Below are 19,639 nucleotides of genomic sequence, written 5' to 3'. Positions count from 1 at the left end.
GATGCGTTTTCTGACTGTCCTGCTGGCGCTGCTGACGGCCGGCACCGCGCAGGCCGCGGTGGATCCGTCGATCAGTGACCGCCCACCGCCCACGCCGATCCGCGCCAGCAAGATCGTGCTGGTGGGCGATTCCACCACGGCGGTGCAGGGCGGCTGGGGACCGCGTTTCTGTGCCGATCACGTGACCTCGTTCGCGGCCTGCCTGAACCTGGCGCGTGGCGGCCGCAGTACGTACAACTACCGTGCCGAAGGCTCGTGGGCGCTGGTCGAGGCGGAAATGCGCACGCCGGGCTACGCCGCCACCTGGGTGCTGATCCAGTTCGGCCACAACGACCAGCCGGGCAAGCCGGGGCGGTCCACCGATCTGCAGCACGAGTTCCCCGACAACCTGCGCCGCTACGTGCAGCAGGTACGTGCGGCGGGCGCCACGCCAGTGCTGCTGACCCCGCTTACCCGTCGCCAGTTCGTCGATGGCGCGCTGGTGGATGATCTGGCGCCATGGGCCGACAGCGTGCGCACCGTGGCGCGCGAACTGCAGGTGCCGCTGGTGGACCTGCATGCGCGCAGTCGCACCCTGGTGCAGGCGCTGGGACCGGTACCGGCCATGCAGTTGGCGCAGGCGCCGGCCAGCCAGGCGCAGGTGGCCAGCGCGCTGGGCGGTACCACGGTCGGCGCCAGCCCCGCTGCGGCCGGTGCAACGGCGGCGGCGCAGAACGCCGCGCTGGAACCGATGGGACAGGCCAAGTGGGCCTTCGATTACACCCACCTGGGTGCGGACGGCGCAGCGGTGTTCGCCAGCCTGGTGGCGACCGAACTGGCCCGCGAGGTGCCGGCGCTGCGTCCGTTGCTGTTGCCATGATGTCGTAATTGGCGCGCCATTTTCGTTGATGTTCGGCGATAACTGTCGCAATCGGCTCCATCCCAGCGACCGCAGCAGGATGACAACATTCTGTTAACCCCGCTCGCCTAGACTGGCTGTCATGGGAGAGCGATTCACACCACTGCCGTTTGCGGGCCGGGAGCGCCTGCTTGCGGCCATCGACGGCGCCGTCTGCCTGGCCGATCCGCGCGCGATCACTGGCGCCCTGCAGCGTGTGCTGCGCGAGGCCATTGCCGATCCACAGATCCAGTTGCCACCCTGCGTACGCCGCCCGGTGGACGGCCACTACGCCCGTCGCGAACTGCACCGCAGCGCGACCCTGGGCTACAGCGTCATCGCCATGTGCTGGGGGCCGGGGCAGGGCACGCCGCTGCACGACCACGATGCCATGTGGTGCGTGGAAGGGGTCTGGCAGGGCGAATTGATTGTTACCCCGTATGCGCTGCTGGAACGCCAGGGCGAACGCCACCGCTTCGCCGCGCAGGAAGCGCTGTACGGCTATCGCGGCAGCGCCGGCAGTCTGATTCCACCGCACGAGTACCACACGCTGCGCAACGCCAGCGATGACGACGTGGCCGTGTCGGTGCACGTGTACCAGGGCGTGATGGAACGCAGCGCGGTGTTCGATCCGCTGGGCGACGGCTGGTACCAGCGCCGGGTGAAGATGATGGAGACCGACGCGGCGTGAGCGCGTGCCGCCGGACGTTGCACGTCGGCCACGTTGTTCAACCCTTTGCGCGCTGCCCTGCTTCGTAGAGTCGAGCTTGCTCGACTGCTGTTGGCCGAATGCAAGAAGCAGTCGAGCAAGCTCGACTCTACGAAAGCCAGGGCGATCAGATCCCCCTCAACGCGGCACGCCGGCCACGTTGTTCAACCGGGTCACTTCCTCGCCACCATCGGCCAGGGCTACGCGCACGCGCAGGCCGCTGCGGTCGCCGGCCGGCAACGGCAACGACACCACCACCGTCTTCGGCTGCAGCTCGGCAGGGGCAGCCATGGCCGGCACCTCGCTGCGTGCGATCTCGCGGCCACGCGCATCTTCCAGGACGGCCACGCCTACGCCGCTGCCCACATGGCCCAGGCTGTGCACGGTCACGTGTACCTGGCGCCCGTCCACGCGCAGATCGCCGCGGCCGATGCCCAGGTCGGGGCGAGTTTCCACCGGCGTACCCGCGCTCACCCGCTCGAACTCGAAGATCTCGGTGCGGCCAGGACGGAACTGCATCGGCACCGCGACGCTGGTTTCCAACTGCACGGTGCGCTCGCGCGGGCTGCCGTCGATGCGGCCATCGCCATCGGCGTCCACGCCACTGCGCACGCGCCAGGTGCCGCTGGCCACGTTCCAGCCGGTCATGTCCGCGGCGATGGTGCGGCTGCCCAGGGTGTAGCTGGTGACTGTGAAGCGCTCGCGCGATGGCGCATGCACCAGCAGGGCGACCTGCTCGGCGGCGTCTTCGCGGTCGAAGCGCCAGCTGACGGTGTGTCCGGGCCAGCTCTGGTTGCGCTTCAGCGCGATGCCGCCCAGGCGTGCACGCTGCAGGAACTCGCTGGGCGCTTCCACCCGATCGGACCACCAGTGGCCTTCGGTGTTCATGTATTCGCGCTGCGCCTTGGCCTGCACACCGTCGGCATGCAGTGCGTCGATGTACTGCAGGTCGCCGGTGGCCTGCCAGGCCATCAGGCTGGCGAAGCCGGTCTTGCCGGCCTTGGCATCGGCGGTCAGCTGCGGGTACCAGTCCTGCTGGCGGCCCAGCACTTCCACGTAGTTCTCGCCCAGGTTGGCCAGCGCACCCGGGCCGCCGCGCGCCACGCGGTAGTCCAGCGCCTGCAGGTACTTCGCATCGCCGGTCCAGCGCCAGGCGGCCCAGAACGTGTGCATGATGTCGCCGCTGCCGGAACCGTTGTTCAGTTCACCGCCGCGGGTGGCGCCGGTGGCCCAGTTGATTTCGTTGGGCAGGGTGAAGCGGCCCTTGTCGTCGCGGCCGGCGTGGGCCAGGTAGCCGTCGGCCAGGCCGATCACCAGCTTGCGGCCGGTCGGATCGGCGTTGTACTGGCCGAGCAGGAACGCCGGGTGCAGCACCGGGAACGAATACGGCTTCTGCCACTGCCAGTTCGGTTCGCGGTAGACCTTGTTGCCGCCGAACCAGTTGCTGGAAAAAAGCAGGTGGCCCTGCGGATTGCGCAGGATGATGCGTTCGTCGAACGCCTTCACTGTTTCCATCAGCCGCTCCACCGTCAGCGGGTCGCCCCAGTTGAGGTAGAGCATGGCGCTGTTGGTATTGATGCCTTCCTCGTAGGAATGCAGTTCGTCGGTTTCGATGGTGCTCAGGCCGTTGCTGAACATGCCATTGCGGTACACCGCATCGGACAAGGCGGTGAGCGAAGCGTTCAGGCGGTCCGGCTGCACGCCCATCAGGGCCAGGCCCGGCCACTGCTGGGTCAGGTCGGAATCGTCGGAGATGCCGCCACCGAAATCACCGTAGGCCACCTGGCGTTCGTCGATCCACCAGTCCACGAAGCGGCGCACGTGGGCCAGGTCCTGCAGCTGGTGGAACGCCCAGGCGGGCACGCCCTTGGGCACCTGCGGGGCGCTGAACGGCGGGCGGCCCTGGCTGTTGTAGCTGATGTAGTTCCAGTACAGCCGGCCCAGTTCGTGGTCCGGGTCGACCCGCAGCAGGTCGCTCAGGTCGGCGTACACCCGCGCGTACAGGCGCTGGCGCTTGGACGTGGTGTGTTCTTCCACCAGGAAGCCCCAGTTGTCACGCAGCTGGTTGAAGCGGTCGGCCACGTGTTCCTTCAGCGCTTCGGCACGCGGCTTGAACACCAGCCGCACCTGCGCGCCATCCAGCGCAGCGGCGTCGAAGCCCGGTGCCGCCGAGGCGATGCTCAGCCACAGGCTGTCTGGGGTCAGGATGCGGTCGCGCAGGTCCAGCCACAGCGTGCGCTTCTGCCCAGGCTGCACTGACACCGAGACATCGATCATGTCGCGCGCCGGCCAGATCGGATCCTTGATGCGGATGTTCAGCGGAATCAGGCCGTCCTGCGTGGCTGGCAGATCCAGCGCGGGCAGGTCGATGGCCACGCCGTCCAGGCCGTCGTGCATGTTTTCCCAGCTGTAGGCCCAGCTGCGGATCAACGGCTGGTTGGCCGGCGCATCGCCCACGCCGGAGGGAATGAGCACGTGCACGATCGGGCGCGGCTGCGCCGGCAGCGTGTCGGCGCCGCGGCGGCGTGAGCCGGCGCCCTTGGGCAGGGCCATGACCGTGCTGCGTTCGGCGGTCGGATAGCGGCCGTCGATGTAGCGGCGCAGCGCGTCCAGGTTGGTGTAGTCGGGCAGGGCCTGGCTGTCGATGATGTAGGTCTGCTTCACCGTGCCGTCGGGCTCGGCGCCCTCGCTCACGTGGTAGGCCCAGATTTCCTGGATCGGGGTTTCCTGTTCCACGTTGCTGAAGCGCAGCACGCCGCCGGACTGCGCGGGAATGTCCTGCACGCTGCGCACCACGCCCTGTGCGCGCGTGGCCAGCACCTGGGTGGCATGCGCGGCATCGGCGCCGTGGGCCAGGGTGCCGAAGGCCGCGCCGCGGATCTCCACCCGGTTCACCGTTTCGCCCAGCGGCAGGGTCAGGTCCAGGTGCTGGCCGCTTTCAACGTACGTGTTCCAGTCCGGCAACTGGAAGTAGTCGTTGCGGCCGGGCAGGCGCGAACGGTTGTAGACACCGGGCCAGGTGGTCTCGGCAATGCCATCGGTGGCCTTCCACATCCACGCTTTCAGGTCGCGGGTGTCGGCGAACTCGATCTTGCGGATGCGCGTGCCCGCCGCCGACAGCGCAGGCGGGGCGGCGCCTTCCCAGCCGAAGCGATGGCGCCAGGCGCGCTCGTCGGTCGCTGTGGCCACCGCGCTGGCCGGCGCCTGGCCGCGCGCCAGTGCGGCCACGGCGGGCCCGTCCAGCATGCGGTCGTACACGCGGATGTGCTGGAAATCGCTGCCGCGCAGGAAGTTGTAGCGGCTCTGCACCTGGTAAGGGGCCATCACCCGCCCGGCCAGGCCCAGCTGGTCCAGCGCGGCATCGAAATCGCCGGTGGCCTGCGTGCGCGCCACTTCGCGCCCGTCCACGAACAGGCGCACGCCCTGGTCCTCGTCCCATGCGAAGGCCAGGTGCAGCCACTGGTCGGGCCGCGGCGGTGTGTCCATGCGGAACGACACGCGGCTGCGTGCCAGGTTGGCATCGGTCACGAACGCATCGAAGCCGTGGCCGTTCCAGTCGATGCGCAGCCAGGCCATGTCCCAGCTGCTGTGGTCGGCATAGCCCACGCGGAAGATCACGAACGGTGCTTCACCCACGGCGTAGCGCGGGCGCCAGTCGAAGGCCAGGGTGCCGCGCTGGGCCTGGATGTTGCCCGGTGCATCCCAGGCCAGCACGCCATCGTCTTCCCACTGGATCGCTTTGCCGCGTGCGCCGTCGTCCACCACTGCGGTCTTGTCGCGGAAGTTCGGCACCGCCTCGCCCTGCGCCGTCACCGCGGTCAGTCCCTGGTTGGCGTCCACGTGGAACAGCAGCGTGGGCGGTGCGGCGGCGCCCGCGGGCAGGGCGGTGGCCAGCAGCAGCGCGGCCACCAGCAGGCGGCGGCGCGGACGGGACGAAGCAGAAGCGGTGCGGTGCATGGAACCTTCCTTTCAGCAGCATTCGACGGTGCAGCGGTACGGCAGGGCAGGCAGGGGCTCAGAACTTGTAGCGCAGCCCCAGGTAGTACTGGCGACCGGTATGGGTGTAGCGGTCGGGCAGGGACAGGGCCGAGTCCACGTAACGCTCATCGGCGCTGTCCAGCAGGTTGATCGCCTCGAAGCTGACGGTCAGCTGCTTGTTGAACTTCCAGGACATGTTGAAATCCACGTTCTCCACGCTGTACTTGCCGGTCACGTCGGCCGTGGCGTACTGGTTGCCGTCCAGGTCCCAGACGTTTTCCTGGGTCAGGATCTGGTTGATGTAGGCGTCGCGGTAGCTGGTGGAAACACGCGCACTGAAGCGCCCGTCGTCGTAGTACAGGGTGGCGTTGTACGAGTTCGGCGACAGGTTCAGCAGGTCGTTCTCGGTGTAGGTGGTGACGATGGTGTCGCCGCTGCCGGAACTGAAGAGGTATTTGATCTTCGAATCCACGTGGGTGTAGTTCAGCTGGATGCCGAAGTTCTTCCAGAAGCCCGGCAGGAAGCTGAAGGGCTGCTGGTAGGTCAGCTCGTAACCCTTCAACGGGCCACCGGGCGTGTTGAAGTAGCTCTGCACGTTGAACAGCGAGTTCGGACTGAAACCGGCTGGCAGCAGGTCCAGCGAATAGCCCATGTCCTGCCAGGTGGTCAGCAGGCGGGTGCGCTGCACGTAGGTCTCGATGTCCTTGTAGAACACCGCCGCCGACAGCAGCGCGCCTTCCTGGAAGTACCACTCCGCGCTCAGGTCGTAGTTGGTGGAGCGGAACGGATCGAGCTTGGGGTTGCCCAGGTTGATCGAGTAATAGCGGTCTTCATCGACGAAGGCGGTCGGGCCACCGCTGACGCTGGGCGACAGGTTGGACAGGGTGGGCCGGGCCATGGTCTTGGCCGCGCCGAAGCGCAGCACGAAGGTGTCGGTCAGGTCCCACGCCAGGTTCAGCGACGGCAGCCAGTCGTCGTAGCGGTGGGCGACGGTGGTGCCCACCAGCAGGCGCTCGCCGGCATCGGCGGTGGCGCTGGCCACGCCCAGGAACGGCTCGCATTGCGACGACAGGTCGTTGCTGTTGGCGGCCTGGCACGGCGCATAGCCACTGGCATCGATCTGCGTGCGCACGTAGCGCAGGCCCAGGTTGCCGCGGAACGGCCGATCCCACAGTTCAGTGTTGAAATCGAGCTGCAGGTAGCTGGCGTAGCTCTTCTCGGTCACGTCGAAGTTGTTGTTCGATGCGCCGTAGTGGCCCACGCCGGCCAGCCGGTAATCGCCGCCCAGGGTGCCGGTGTTGCAGTTGCAGTAGATATCCAGCAGTTCGGCGATGCGGCTGAAATCGGGAATCAACCACCCGTTCGGGGTGTTGCCGTCCAGGCCCTTGCCGAAGCCGTCCAGGGTGGTGGACAGATCGCCCACGCCCACGCCATTGGGCAGCGCCTGCGACATGCGCCCGTAGCTGATGTTGCGGTACTCCTGCGTGCTCATGCCGTAGTCCTTGTAGGCCAGGCCGCCGCGCAGGGTGAAGGTGGGCGAGATGTTGAAGGTCAGGTCGACCTTGGCGGTGTCGAAGCTGTTGTCGACGTACTGCGGGTTCAGCCGCACTTCGCTGATGTTGCCGCCGCGTGCGGTGCCGTTGGCATTCACCGGCGCGGTGCCATAGCCCAGCCACTGCCACGATGCGGCATCGCCCAGCGCGAACGGGAAGGTCATCGAGGGCATGCTGGCGCCGTTGCGCATGTCCAGCACGAAGCCATCCAGGTTGCTGTTGTCGAAGCTGACCATGGAGAACACGGGGCGTTCGAAGCTGGACGAGGAATGGCCGACCAGCGCATCCAGGCGCACTGCGTCGTTGAAGCGGTGTTCGAAGTTCAGGCTGGCCTGCTTGAACTCGGTGGTCTCTTCGATCGAGGTCGATTCGGTTCGGAAATCCACGTTGTCGAACACGCCGTAGACCAGGCGGTTCTGCGCATCCACCTGCGCCTCGCGCACGGCGATCTGGGTCTTGCCGCCGTACTGCGCGGTGCGGTGCAGGTTGGCGCCCAGCGAATCCTCGCGCTGGTCCTTGTCCAGGCGGGAATACATCAGGTCCAGGTTCAGCAGGCTGTCGGGGCTGAAGCGGAACTGCAGCGCGCCGGTCACGCCCAGCCGTTCGATCTCGTGTTCGGTGCGTACGTAGCGCGGGTAGCGGGGAATCCACGCATTGGTCGCGGTCTCGTAGGCGGCGATGTTTTCTGCCGTGGCCGCCGGCCGGTCGATGCCGGTGCCGCAGTGGGTGGCATCGATGCCGTAGCTGCCCCAGCCGTTGTTGCGCGCCTGGTTGGCGGCGCTGCCGACGCCCTGCGCGGTTTCATTGCTGGCCGGGTTGCGCGGCGTCTGCGGGTCGTAGCCCACCGGGCTGCAGAAACCGTAGGTGCCGTTGTTGGCGGCGGTGGACTGGTTGGAGTTGCGGTAGTTGCCGTGTTCCCAACGGACCGGGTTGTAGCCTTCCTCGAAGATGGTGCGCTTGCTCCACGCCACCGACATCAGCGCACCAAAGCGGCCATCGGCCCAGGTGTTGCTCAGTAGCGCAGAAACGCGCGGGTCCTTGCTGCGCGACAGTTCGTTGAAGCCGTACTGGCCGTTGAGCGAGGCCTGGAAGCCCTCGAAATCGAACGGTCGCGAGGCGCGCAGATCGACGGTCGCACCCAGCGAGCCTTCATCCATCTGCGCCGACTGGGTCTTGTTCACCTTGACCCGGCTGAACAGTTCCGAGGCGAAGGTATTGAAGTCGAAGCCGCGGCTGCGGTTCACCCCGGTGGTGCCGCTGCCGGCGGTGGACAGCGCTTCCAGGCCATTGATGCGCACGCGGGTGAAGTCCGACCCCAGGCCGCGCACGGAAATCTGCTGGCCTTCGCCGCCTTCGCGGTCGATCGATACGCCGGCGATGCGCTGCATCGATTCGGCCAGGTTCAGATCGGGGAACTTGCCGATGTCCTCGGCGTAGATCGCATCGACCTGCTCGACGCTGTAGCGCTTCTCGTCCAGCGACTGCTGCAGGCTTTCGCGGTAGGTGGCCTTTACTTCCACCTTGTCCAGGTCGACCGCATCGGGTGCGGACGCAGCCGCTTCCGGGGTCTGCTGGGCATAGGCAGCCTGGCACAGCACCAGGCCGATCGACAGGGCAAGCACGGCGCGCGGCGCGCGGCCGCGATGAAGCGCGAGCGACGAATCCATCTGAAATCCCCTCCCAGGGTGTCCTCAAGCGTTGCAGGTGCGTTGCTGCGTTCGTGCCGGCCTCCTCCGGCACGACGCGGGTGCAACGACGTGCTGACACCGCGGGTCATGCGTGAACGTAACAAAGCACATGGGACGCGGCATCTTGCGCCGCAGCAGTGCGCCGCAGCGGTGTGTCGTTGCACGGGAATGCGGCGGCGTGCGCACACGCCGCCGCGGCTGCATCAGAACTTGTAGCGCACGCCCAGCAGGTACTGGCGGCCGGTTTCGGTGTACTGCAGCGGCAGCTGACCGGTGGTGGGCGAGTACACCCACTCGTCGGATGCTTCGTTGGTCAGGTTGATGCCTTCCAGGCTCAGTTCCAGCTGGTCGCTGATGCGGTAGCGGATCGAAGCATCCAGCACGGTGGTGCCGGTCATGCCGTGGTAGCCATCCAGGTTGAAGCCGGTTTCCTGGCCCGGTGCCTGGGTCAGGTAGTCGCTGCGGTTGGTGGCCGACACGCGCCCGGACCAGACTTCGCCTTCGTAGAACAGCGTGGCGTTCCAGGCGTTCTTCGAGGTACCGGTCAGCTGGTTCTTCATCACCGCCACGCCGTTGCCGTTCACGTACTGGATGCTGGTGTCGACCCAGGTGTAGTTCAGCTGCACGCCCAGGTTCGACCACTTGCCGGGCAGGAAGGTGAAGGGCTGGGTGTAGTTGGCTTCCACGCCGTACAGCTCGCCACCGGGGGTGTTCAGCGGAATGCTGAAGGTGAAGTCATCGTTGACCGATGCACCGGTGCCTTCCAGCAGGCTGGCCGGCAAGCCGCTGGTGGAATACGGGCGCACTTCGCGGGTGGTCTGCACGAACGATTCGATGTCCTTGTAGAACAGGCCGATGCCGGCCATCGCGCCTTCGTTGAAGTACCACTCGAAGCTCATGTCCACGTTGGTGGCGCGGAACGGATCCAGGTTCGGGTTGCCGCCGGCCACGGTGCGCGCGCCGCCGGCCACGGCCACGGTCACGCCGGGGGTCAGGTTGCCCAGGCCCGGTCGGCTCATCACCTTGGCCGCGCCCAGGCGGATCAGGAAGTCCGGGGTGATCTCGGCCACCAGGTTGAACGAGGGCAGGGTGTCGTTGTACTTGCGGTTGGTGGTGGCCGGCACCAGCACGCCGCCCACGGTGGCCGCGCCACTGGAGGTCTGTTCGGTCTGCACGTAGCGCACGCCGAAGTTGCCCGACAGCGGAATGCTGCCCAGATCGGTGGAGAACTCACCCATCAGCCAGACGCCACGGTCCTTCTCTTCCACGCTGCGGCTGTTGTTGGCACGCGGTGCCAGCGCGAACGTGCCGGTGTTGCTGTAGATGTCCAGCGCGTCGGCCACGGCATCCAGGTTCGGCACCACCCAGCTCGACGGCGAACCGGAGATGCCCTTCAGGCCGGCCTGGCTGGTCAGGTCCACCGGCACGATGCGCGAACCGTTGGCGAAGGTCGGTACCGCGCCTTCGCTGTTGCGGCGCAGCTCCAGCGTGTCGAAGGTGTAGTTCTTGGCCAGCACGCCGCCCTTCAGGCGGAAGCCGGGGCTGATGTTCCAGTTGAAGTTGACTTCGGCGGTGTCGAAGTCGTTGTCCACGTACTGCGGGCGCAGGCGGATCTCGGCCAGCTCCCAGCCATTGGGGTTGGTCGGGTCGATGCCGTAGTTCAGTACTGGCGCACGGCTGTTGCCACGGTAGTCGTAGCTGTAACCATCCACATCGTACTTGTCCATGATGATGGTGGTCTGCACCGGGTTCTCGTGCTTGGAACGCGATACGCCCAGCTTGCCGTTCAACGAGAACGCATCGTTGAAGCGATGATCGAAGTTCAGGCTGGCCTGCTTGAACTCGGTGCTCCATTCGTCGTGGCGGTTCTCGCTGCGGATGTCGACGTTGTCGAATTCGCCGTAGACCAGGGCGTTGTTGCGGATCTCGCCGTTGCGCACCACCATCACCGGCTTGCCGTCGCGGTCGGGGCGGCGGTTGGCACCGGTGGCGGCATCGCGGTTGCGGCTGAACGAGATCGCTTCGATGTAGTGTTCGTCGCGCGTGGCGTCGATCTTCGAATACAGCGTATCCAGCGAGATTTCGGTGCGATCGGTCGGCTTCCACTGCAGCGAACCGGTCACGCCCAGGCGCTTCTGTTCGTGTTCCATCTGCACGTAGCGCGGGAAGCGCGGGTGGTACACATCGGCACTGCGTGCGGCCGGGAACAGCGGGCTGGCGGCGAACCCACCGTTGCTGGTGCCGTTGGCCCAGCGCCCGGTGTTGGAGCCTTCTTCCAGCGCCTGGCGTTCGGAATAGGCCACCGACAGCAGCGCGCCGAAGGTGCCGTCGGCGAAGGTGTTGGCGATCAGCGCGGCCATGCGCGGGTCGGCCTTTTCAGCCATGGCGTTGAAGCCGGCCTGGCCGCTGGCGGCGAAGGTGAAGCCGTCGTAGTCGAACGGGCGCGCGGTGCGCAGGTCCACCGTGGCGCCCAGCGAGCCTTCCTCGACATCGGCCGAGGCGGTCTTGCGCACGATCATCTGCGAGAACAGATCCGAGGCGAACACGTTGAAGTCGAAGCCACGGCCGCGGTTGGTGCCACCGCTCTGGTCGCCGGCGCCCACCGTGGTCAGCGCTTCCATGCCGTTCAAGCGCACGCGGGTGAAATCCGGGCCCAGGCCGCGCACCGAGATGTTGCGGCCTTCGCCGGCTTCGCGGGTGATGACCACGCCGGGAATGCGCTGCAGCGATTCGGCCAGGTTCAGGTCGGGGAACTTGCCCACATCCTCGGCCACGATGGCGTCGACCACGCCGGATTCGCTGCGCTTGATGTCCAGCGCCTTTTCCACGCTGGCGCGGTAGCCGGTGACGTTCACCGTGTCCAGGTTGGTGGCGGTGGGCGCTTCACCCTGCTGCTGTGCCGCGGCGCCTGCCGACAGTGCCAGGCCGACGGCCATGGCCAGCAAGGTAACCGGTGTCTTTTTTGCGTGGTTCCGAGAATGCATGCCTTTCCCCTCTCCCAAAGGTCTGGTCTCGCGAGTGTTTCAGCGGAATGACACCGCTGGTCAAGGCGGACGGTAACAGCACCTCCGGGTTCCGGCATCTTGCACCGCAACAGATCTGCAATGTCTCCAAGACGCTTGCGGGACAATGCTTCCGACAGTTTGCTAGGCTGTGCGGACGGCGGGTCGGATCTACAATGACACCGATAGCCAACCGCCACGCGGGTGCGTGGTGCGATTCCACGCCGTGCAGCCGTACGTGCTGGCGGCCAGCGTAAGGGAGCGGAAATGGGTCGTGTCGTGTGTTTCGGGGAACTGCTGCTGCGGATGGGAGCACCAGGTCGCGAGCTGCTGCTGCAGTCGCCGCAGTTGCAGGTGCATGTGGGCGGTGCGGAAGCGAACGTGGGTGTCTCGTTGTCCTGCTTCGGACATGAGGTGGCCATGGTCAGCACCGTGGCCGGCAATGCGCTGGGCGCGCACGTGCTGGGCGAACTGCGCCGCCATGGCGTGGACACGCGCGGCGTACGCCAGGACCCGGATGGGCGCATGGGCCTGTACTTCCTGACCACCGGTGCGGTGCAGCGGGCCAGCGAAGTGGTCTACGACCGCGCCGATTCGGCCTTCGCCCGCAGCAGCGCCGCCGACTACGACTGGCCGGCACTGCTGCAGGACGCACAGTGGCTGCACCTGTCCGGGGTCAGCCCGGCGCTGGGCCCTGACGTGGCGCAGGCCACGCTGGAAGCAGCGCGTGCAGCGCGCGCCCTGGGCGTGCGCGTGTCCTTCGACGGCAACTTCCGGCCCAGGCTGTGGCAGCGCTGGGGCGGCGATGCGCAGGCGATCCTGCACCAGCTGTTCGCGCAGGCCGACATCGTGTTCGCCGACTACCGCGACATCGAGGTGATCCTCGGCCAGCGGTTCGAGCAGGCCGAGGTGGTGGCCAAGGTGGAAGCCGCAGCGGCGGCCGCCTTTGCCGCCTTCCCGCACCTGCAGTGGATGGCCTGCACCCAGCGCCAGGCGATCAGCGTGGACCACCACGCACTGGGCGCGCTGCTGCTGGGCCGCGATGGCACCCGCGCACAGGCGCCGGTGCGCCAGCTGCAGGGCATCGTCGACCGCATCGGCGGTGGCGACGCCTTCGCCGCCGGCATCCTGCATGGCATCCTGTCCGGTCTGGATGCCGAGGCCACCGTGCGCTTCGGCCTGGCGGCCGGTGGACTGAAGCATTCGATCCCCGGCGATTTCAACCCTGTCAGCGAAGCTGACGTGCTGGCCCTGGTGGGCGAGGAGCGATTCGATGTCCGGCGCTGATCCGCGCGTACGTGCGGTACTGAAACTGGCCCCGGTGATCCCGGTGTTCACCCCCGATGACGTGGACGATGCGGTGCAGGTGGCACAAGCCCTGTTCCGTGGCGGCCTGCCGGTGATCGAGGTGACCCTGCGCACGCCGCGCGCGCTGGAGGCGATCAAGGCGATGGTCGAGGCCGTGCCCGATGCCGTGGTCGGCGCTGGCACGGTGATGACGCCGGCGCAGATGCACGCCGCGAAGGCGGCCGGTGCGCGCTTCGCGGTGTCGCCCGGCGCAACGCCCACCCTGTATGCCGCCGCCCGCGATGCCGACCTGCCGTACCTGCCGGGCGTGGCCACCGGTTCGGAGCTGATCGTGGGTCTTGAGCACGGGCTGGACACCTTCAAGTTCTTCCCGGCGGTGCAGGCCGGTGGCGCGGCGTTGCTGTCAGCCTGGCACGGCCCGTTCGCCGATGTGCGCTTCTGCCCGACCGGCGGCATCAGCGTGCAGACCGCCCCGCAGTTCCTGCACCTGCCCAACGTGCTGTGCGTGGGCGGTTCGTGGCTGACCACCGCCGCCCTGGTGCAGGCGCGCGACTGGCAGGGCATCGAAGACCTGGCCCGCCAGGCCTCGGTACTGGCCAGCTGACGGCCACCGCCGTTGGTAGAGTCGAGCTTGCTCGACTGGCCTTTCCCGGCATTTCGCGTAAAGCAGTCGAGCAAGCTCGACTCTACGGGGCGGGTGGGTCGCGCAAGCCCGGCATTGCCGGCCGGGTGGGTCGAGCAAGCGCGGCATTGCCGCGCGCTCAACCGCCGCGCGGTGCGCCCAACCGCCGGTACAGCGTGCTGCGGCTGATTCCCAGCCGCTTGGCCGCTGCGCTTACATTGCCCTCGCACGCGGCCAGCGCCTGGCGCATGGCCGCCTCGGCAATCTCCCCCAGCGCTGCGGTGGACCCCAGTACAGGTGGCACGGTGTCCGCCGCACCGTTGCGCACGACATCAGGCAGCAGTTCCGGGCCTGCCGGCTGGCCGGGCCCGGCCAACGCCACCAGGGTGCGCAGGCAGGCGCTGAGCTGGCGCAGGTTGCCCGGCCAGGCACAGGCCACCAGCGCGGCACGGGTGGCAGCGGGCAACGCCTGGTCGTGGCCCAGCTGCTGCCACAGCGCATCGACCACCGCGCCACGATCGGGATGCTGGCGCAGCGGTGCCAGGGTCACCACGTGGTCGGCGATGCGGTAGTACAGATCCGCGCGGAAGCGCCCGGCGGCCACCGCCTGCGGCAGGTCACAATGGCTGGCGCAGACCAGGGCGAAATCCAGCTTCACCGGCTTGCCACCGCCCAGCGGCGACAGCTCGCGTTCCTGCAGCACGCGCAGCAACCGGGGCTGCAGCGCCAGCGGCATGTCACCGATCTCATCCAGGAACAGCACACCGCCTTCGGCCTGGCGCAGCAGCCCGGTGCTGCCGTGGCGCCGCGCGCCGGTGAACGCGCCTTCTTCGTAACCGAACAGCTCCGATTCGATCAGGCCCTCGGGCAATGCAGCGCAGTTCACCGCAACGAACGGCCGCCCCGCGCGTGCGCTGCGCGCATGCAGTTCACGTGCGAACACTTCCTTGCCGGTTCCGGTTTCACCCTGCAGCAGCACCGGCAGGCCGGCCTGCAGGACCCGCCCGGCCGCGTCGAGCTGCGCCTGCTGGGCGGCATCGAACAACGGCCCGCGCGGAACCGCTGCGACCACCGGCGGCGCCTGCGGCAGGCGCTGCGCGGGGGCACCCTGCGCGCGCCGCGTGCCGCGCGGCTGGCGCAGCCCGTAGAGGCGACGGCCCTGGCGATCCAGCAGCACGCCATCGTCGGCCAGCCGTGACAGCGGTTGCTCGAACAAGGCTTCGTACGGCGTTCTTCCGATGTCATGGCGCTCCAGCCCGAACAGGGCCAGGCCGGCACGGTTGGCCGCGACCAGGCGCCCGCCGCGGAAGCCCAGCACGCCCTCCCGCGCGCTGCCCAGCAGCACCGGTTGGTGGTGCAGGCGCAACAGCTCGCAGTCGGGCAGCCCATCGGCAAAACCACGGTGCTCGATCTGGGCCACCGCCTGCCGCACCAGGGCCAGTGCGTGCAGATGGGGCAGGCGCGCGTCGCCGGATACGTCCAGCACCCCCAGGCATTGGCCGTGCGGGTCCATGATCGGTACCGCCGAGCAGGTGAGGATGCCGTGCGGGGCGAAGTAGTGTTCGCCACCCCGTACCTGCAGCGCACGGCCTTCCACCAGCGCGGTGCCGATCGCGTTGGTGCCCACGCTGGTTTCGTCCCAGCGCACGCCCGGCATCAGCGCCACACGGCCGGCCTTGTCCAGGAAGCCGGTGCTGCCTTCGGCATCCAGGATCCAGCCATCCTCGTCGGTCAGCAGCACGATGCTGCCGCTGTGGGTCATCTCCGCCGCCAAGCCTTCCAGTTCGGGCCGGGCCTGCCGCCACAACCGTTCGCGGCGCTGCCGCAGCTCGCGCAGGCGGCCATCGGTCAGCGGTTCGGCATTGGGTTGCGCGTCCACCAGCAGGCCATGGCGCTGGCAGCGCTGCCACGAGTGCAGGATGGCATCGGGCACCGCGCCCACCGGCGCCGCACCGCGTTCGAAGAAACTGCGCCGGGCACTGCCCAGGCGCGGGTCGGGAGCAAGCGGGGACACCGACAGCCTCCTGTGTCGCATTCTGCGACAGTTGTTTCAGGACCTGTTCCGATTAACAGCACATCGCGCGCCAGCCCGCAAGGAAGGCCGCTGCTGCAGCGCCGCAGCCGCGCGCCTCACGCGCAGGCGGGGCAGCGCAGGACCTCGTGACGCGCCGCAGCACGCCACAGTTGGCACCGTCCTTGCGCCAGCACGGGCACTACGCCAACCCGTTGGGAGCCCCGCATGAACGCCGTACCGTCCACCCGTCCGCATGCCACCGACCCGCGTTCGATCTTCAAGCCGCGCTACGGCAACTACATCGGCGGCGACTGGGTCGCGCCGCGCAGCGGCCAGTACTTCGACAACACCTCGCCGGTGAACGGCCAGGTGTTCACCGAAGTGGCCCGCTCCAAGGCCGAGGATGTCGAGGCGGCGCTGGACGCGGCCCACGCCGCCCGGGAGGGCTGGGGCCGCACCCCGGTGGCCCAGCGCGCGCTGGTGCTGAACCGCATTGCCGACCGCATCGAGCAGAACCTGGAACTGCTGGCGCACGCCGAAACCTGGGACAACGGCAAGCCGATCCGCGAAACGCTCAACGCCGACCTGCCGCTCATGGTCGATCACTTCCGCTACTTCGCCGGTGCCCTGCGCGCGCAGGAAGGCAGCCTGTCCGAGATCGATGCGGACACCGTGGCCTACCACTTCCACGAACCGCTCGGTGTGGTCGGGCAGATCATTCCGTGGAACTTCCCGCTGCTGATGGCGGCGTGGAAGCTGGCGCCGGCGCTGGCCGCCGGCAACTGCGTGGTGCTCAAGCCCGCCGAGCAGACCCCGGCCTCGATCCTGGTGCTGATGGAAGTGATCGGCGATCTGTTGCCGCCGGGCGTGCTGAACGTGGTCAACGGCTTCGGCCTGGAAGCGGGCAAGCCGCTGGCCAGCAACCCGCGCATCGCCAAGATCGCCTTCACCGGTGAAACCACCACCGGCCGCCTGATCATGCAGTACGCCAGCCAGAACCTGATTCCCGTCACCCTGGAGCTGGGCGGCAAGTCGCCCAACATTTTCTTCGCCGATGTGATGGCCGAAGACGATGATTTCCTCGACAAGGCGGTGGAAGGCTTCGTGATGTTCGCGCTGAACCAGGGCGAGGTCTGTACCTGCCCCTCGCGTGCGCTGGTGCAGGAATCGATCTACGAGACGTTCATCGAGCGCGTGCTGGCGCGCGTGGCGGCGATCGTCCAGGGTGACCCGCTGGACCCGAACACGATGATCGGCGCGCAGGCATCAAGCGAGCAGCTGGAAAAGATCCTGTCCTACATCGATATCGGCCGCCAGGAGGGCGCCGAAGTGCTGATCGGCGGCGAGCGCAACACGCTGCAGGGTGACCTGGCCGGCGGCTTCTACGTGAAGCCCACCGTGTTCAAGGGCCACAATCGCATGCGCATCTTCCAGGAAGAAATCTTCGGGCCGGTGGTGGCGGTGACCACCTTCAAGACCGAAGAAGAGGCCCTGCAGATCGCCAACGACACGCTGTACGGCCTGGGTGCGGGCGTGTGGAGCCGCGATGCGGCGCGCCTGTACCGGGTCGGGCGCGCGATCCAGGCCGGGCGGGTGTGGACCAACTGCTACCACGCCTATCCCGCGCACGCGGCCTTCGGCGGCTACAAGCAGTCGGGCATCGGCCGCGAAAACCACAAGATGATGCTCGACCACTACCAGCAGACCAAGAACCTGCTGGTGAGCTACGCGCCGAAGAAGCTGGGTTTCTTCTGAAGTTTGATCGTGATCAAGGCGCCGGTTCGCCGCCGGCGCCATTCTGTCCGCAAGCGCACTACGGAGATCCATGCATGAACAGAACCATGAAGGCCGCCGTTGTCCGTGAGTTCGGCAAGCCGCTGGTCATCGAAGAAGTGGTGGTACCGCGCCCGGGGGCGGGCGAGGTACTGGTCAAGATCGAGGCCTGTGGCGTCTGCCATACCGACCTGCACGCCGCCGAGGGCGACTGGCCGGTGAAACCGAACCCGCCGTTCATCCCCGGCCACGAGGGCGTGGGGCACGTCGTGGCCGTGGGCGGCGGGGTCGGCCACATCAAGGAAGGTGACCGGGTCGGCATCCCCTGGTTGTACTCGGCGTGTGGCCATTGCGAACACTGCCTGGGCGGCTGGGAAACGCTGTGCGAAACACAGCGCAACACCGGCTATTCGGTCAACGGCGGTTTCGCCGAGTACGCACTGGCCGATGCCAACTATGTCGGCCTGCTTCCCAAGGGAGTGGGCTTCGTGGAGATCGCACCGGTGCTGTGCGCCGGGGTGACCGTCTACAAGGGCCTGAAAGTGACCGACACCAAGCCCGGCGACTGGGTGGTGATTTCCGGCGTCGGCGGCCTGGGCCACATGGCCGTGCAGTACGCCCGCGCCATGGGCCTGAACGTGGCGGCCGTGGACGTGGACGATGCCAAGCTGAAGCTTGCCGAGCGCCTTGGCGCGCAGGTGACGGTGAATGCGCGCACCACCGATCCGGCCGCGTTCCTGAAGAAGGAAATCGGCGGCGCGCACGGTGCACTGGTCACCGCAGTGTCGCCCAAGGCGTTCGAGCAGGCGCTGGGCATGGTTCGCCGCGGCGGCACGGTGTCGTTGAACGGGCTGCCGCCGGGCAACTTCCCGCTGGATATCTTCGGCATGGTGCTCAACGGGGTGACCGTGCGCGGTTCCATCGTCGGCACCCGCCTGGACCTGCAGGAATCGCTGCTGTTCGCTGCCGAGGGCAAGGTGGCGGCGACGGTCAGCACCGACCGCCTGGAGAACGTCAACGACGTGTTCGCGCGCATGCACGCGGGCACCATTGAAGGCCGCGTGGTGCTGGACTTCGCCGCCTGACCCTCCCGCGCACGGCTGCCGCGCCCGTCCCCCTCTCCCACGGGCGCGGCGACCGTGCAAGGGGTCGGATCCCTCTGCCACTGGCAGAGGGCTCTGACCCGCAACGAGGCTCCCATGAACGACCTTCCGCCACAGGTCACCGCCACCCTGGCCGCACTGCAGCTGATCGAGCGGCTGCACGCGCGCCACGGCCCGCTGCTGTTCCATCAATCCGGTGGCTGCTGCGATGGCTCTTCGCCGATGTGCTTTGCGCAGGGCGATTTCATCGTGGGCGACCGTGACGTCTGCCTGGGTGAGATCGGCGGCGCGCCGTTTCACATCAGCCCTTCGCAGTTCGAATACTGGAAGCACACACAGCTGATCATCGACGTGGTGCCCGGGCGGGGCGGCATGTTTTCGCTGGAAAACGGCGAGGGCGTGCGCTTCCTGGTGCGCTCGCGCTTGTTCAGCGATGAAGAGTTCGCCGCCTTGCAGGCCGCCGGCAAGGCATGACCCGGCGCGCCGTACAATGTGTGCATGCCTGCCCTGCTCAAAACCATCTTCCTGTCCATCGTCGCCCTGATCGGTGCGCTGCTTGCCCTGGCCCTGGTCAGCAGCGCCGGTGGCTGGCTGCCGTCGTTGTTCGGCCTGCACCCGGGCAGTGAGGCGCAGCTGGGCTGGGACCTGGCCTTCAGCGTGCTGGGCGGCATCGCCGCCATTGCCTTCGCCACCTACTACGCGCCGTGCTGGCCGCGCGCGCACGGCACGTCGGTGTGGCTGCTGCTGGTGCTCGGTGCCGGTTACGGTCTGTGGCTGATGGGCGGCGATTTCCCACGCTGGTTCGCGGTTTCCCTGCTGCTGTCACTGCCGGTGCAACTGCTGCTGGGCTGGTGGTTCGGGCGCCGTCCGTCGCGCAGCGCAACACAGGCTTAACATTTCCCCCCTAGGCTCGGTGCCCGCCGAACGTCGGCAACGCGGCGCAGGGGCCTGCACCCACGGATAAAGGGGCAGGCGCGGCGTAAGACACCACAGGGAACCGGGAAATCATCCG

General features: G+C 67.7%; 12 protein-coding genes. 8 read left to right on the top strand and 4 right to left on the bottom strand.

Annotation, left to right across the window (positions count from 1 at the left end; translation table 11 throughout):
• The first annotated feature begins 1 nt into the window (after window position 1).
• Entirely contained in the window at window positions 2-859 is an 858-nt protein-coding gene (locus tag C1931_RS00200; RefSeq protein WP_108754984.1) for a rhamnogalacturonan acetylesterase, read from the top strand.
• 121 nt (window positions 860-980) lie between these two features.
• Window positions 981-1,568, top strand: a complete 588-nt coding sequence (locus C1931_RS00195) for a cysteine dioxygenase family protein (RefSeq protein WP_108754983.1) — start codon at window positions 981-983, stop codon at window positions 1,566-1,568.
• Window positions 1,569-1,724: 156 nt separating this feature from the next.
• Here C1931_RS00195 and C1931_RS00190 read toward each other — a convergent pair whose 3' ends face one another.
• From C1931_RS00190 to C1931_RS00180, 3 genes are all read right to left on the bottom strand, one after another.
• Window positions 1,725-5,543, bottom strand: a complete 3,819-nt coding sequence (locus C1931_RS00190; RefSeq protein WP_108754982.1) for a LamG-like jellyroll fold domain-containing protein — start codon at window positions 5,541-5,543, stop codon at window positions 1,725-1,727.
• Between the two features lie 58 nt (window positions 5,544-5,601).
• A complete protein-coding gene (locus C1931_RS00185) occupies window positions 5,602-8,784 on the bottom strand; it encodes a TonB-dependent receptor (protein WP_108754981.1) in 3,183 nt (1,060 codons plus the stop codon).
• Window positions 8,785-9,008: 224 nt separating this feature from the next.
• The gene (locus C1931_RS00180; RefSeq protein ID WP_108754980.1) at window positions 9,009-11,789 is read right to left on the bottom strand and encodes a TonB-dependent receptor; all 2,781 of its coding nucleotides are present in this window, start codon (window positions 11,787-11,789) and stop codon (window positions 9,009-9,011) included.
• A gap of 285 nt (window positions 11,790-12,074) precedes the next feature.
• Between C1931_RS00180 and C1931_RS00175 the strand changes: the two genes are divergently transcribed.
• Both C1931_RS00175 and eda read left to right on the top strand, forming a co-directional pair.
• Entirely contained in the window at window positions 12,075-13,094 is a 1,020-nt protein-coding gene (locus C1931_RS00175) for a sugar kinase (protein ID WP_108754979.1), read from the top strand.
• Entirely contained in the window at window positions 13,081-13,719 is a 639-nt protein-coding gene (gene eda / locus C1931_RS00170) for a bifunctional 4-hydroxy-2-oxoglutarate aldolase/2-dehydro-3-deoxy-phosphogluconate aldolase (RefSeq protein ID WP_108754978.1), read from the top strand. The genes C1931_RS00175 and eda overlap by 14 nt, the downstream gene beginning before the upstream one ends.
• Before the next feature lie 157 nt (window positions 13,720-13,876).
• Here eda and C1931_RS00165 read toward each other — a convergent pair whose 3' ends face one another.
• The gene (locus C1931_RS00165) at window positions 13,877-15,751 is read right to left on the bottom strand and encodes a sigma-54-dependent Fis family transcriptional regulator (RefSeq protein ID WP_234412853.1); all 1,875 of its coding nucleotides are present in this window, start codon (window positions 15,749-15,751) and stop codon (window positions 13,877-13,879) included.
• A gap of 225 nt (window positions 15,752-15,976) precedes the next feature.
• Here C1931_RS00165 and adh point away from each other — a divergent pair, with 225 nt between their 5' ends.
• The 4 genes from adh (at window position 15,977) to C1931_RS00145 (ending at window position 19,521) form a co-directional block, all read left to right on the top strand.
• The gene (gene adh / locus C1931_RS00160; protein WP_108754976.1) at window positions 15,977-17,506 is read left to right on the top strand and encodes an aldehyde dehydrogenase; all 1,530 of its coding nucleotides are present in this window, start codon (window positions 15,977-15,979) and stop codon (window positions 17,504-17,506) included.
• Between the two features lie 74 nt (window positions 17,507-17,580).
• On the top strand, window positions 17,581-18,609 hold the full coding sequence (gene adhP, locus C1931_RS00155; RefSeq protein ID WP_108751696.1) for an alcohol dehydrogenase AdhP: 1,029 nt from the start codon (window positions 17,581-17,583) through the stop codon (window positions 18,607-18,609).
• Between the two features lie 114 nt (window positions 18,610-18,723).
• Window positions 18,724-19,101 (top strand): DUF779 domain-containing protein, encoded by a 378-nt coding sequence (locus C1931_RS00150; protein WP_108754975.1) that lies wholly within the window; start codon window positions 18,724-18,726, stop codon window positions 19,099-19,101.
• Window positions 19,102-19,125: 24 nt separating this feature from the next.
• A complete protein-coding gene (locus C1931_RS00145) occupies window positions 19,126-19,521 on the top strand; it encodes a hypothetical protein (protein ID WP_108754974.1) in 396 nt (131 codons plus the stop codon).
• The last annotated feature ends 118 nt before the right edge of the window (window positions 19,522-19,639 follow it).

The organism is Stenotrophomonas sp. YAU14A_MKIMI4_1, assembly GCF_003086855.1.
Taxonomy (GTDB): Bacteria; Pseudomonadota; Gammaproteobacteria; order Xanthomonadales; family Xanthomonadaceae; genus Stenotrophomonas.
This window is presented reverse-complemented; position numbering and strand designations above follow the sequence as displayed.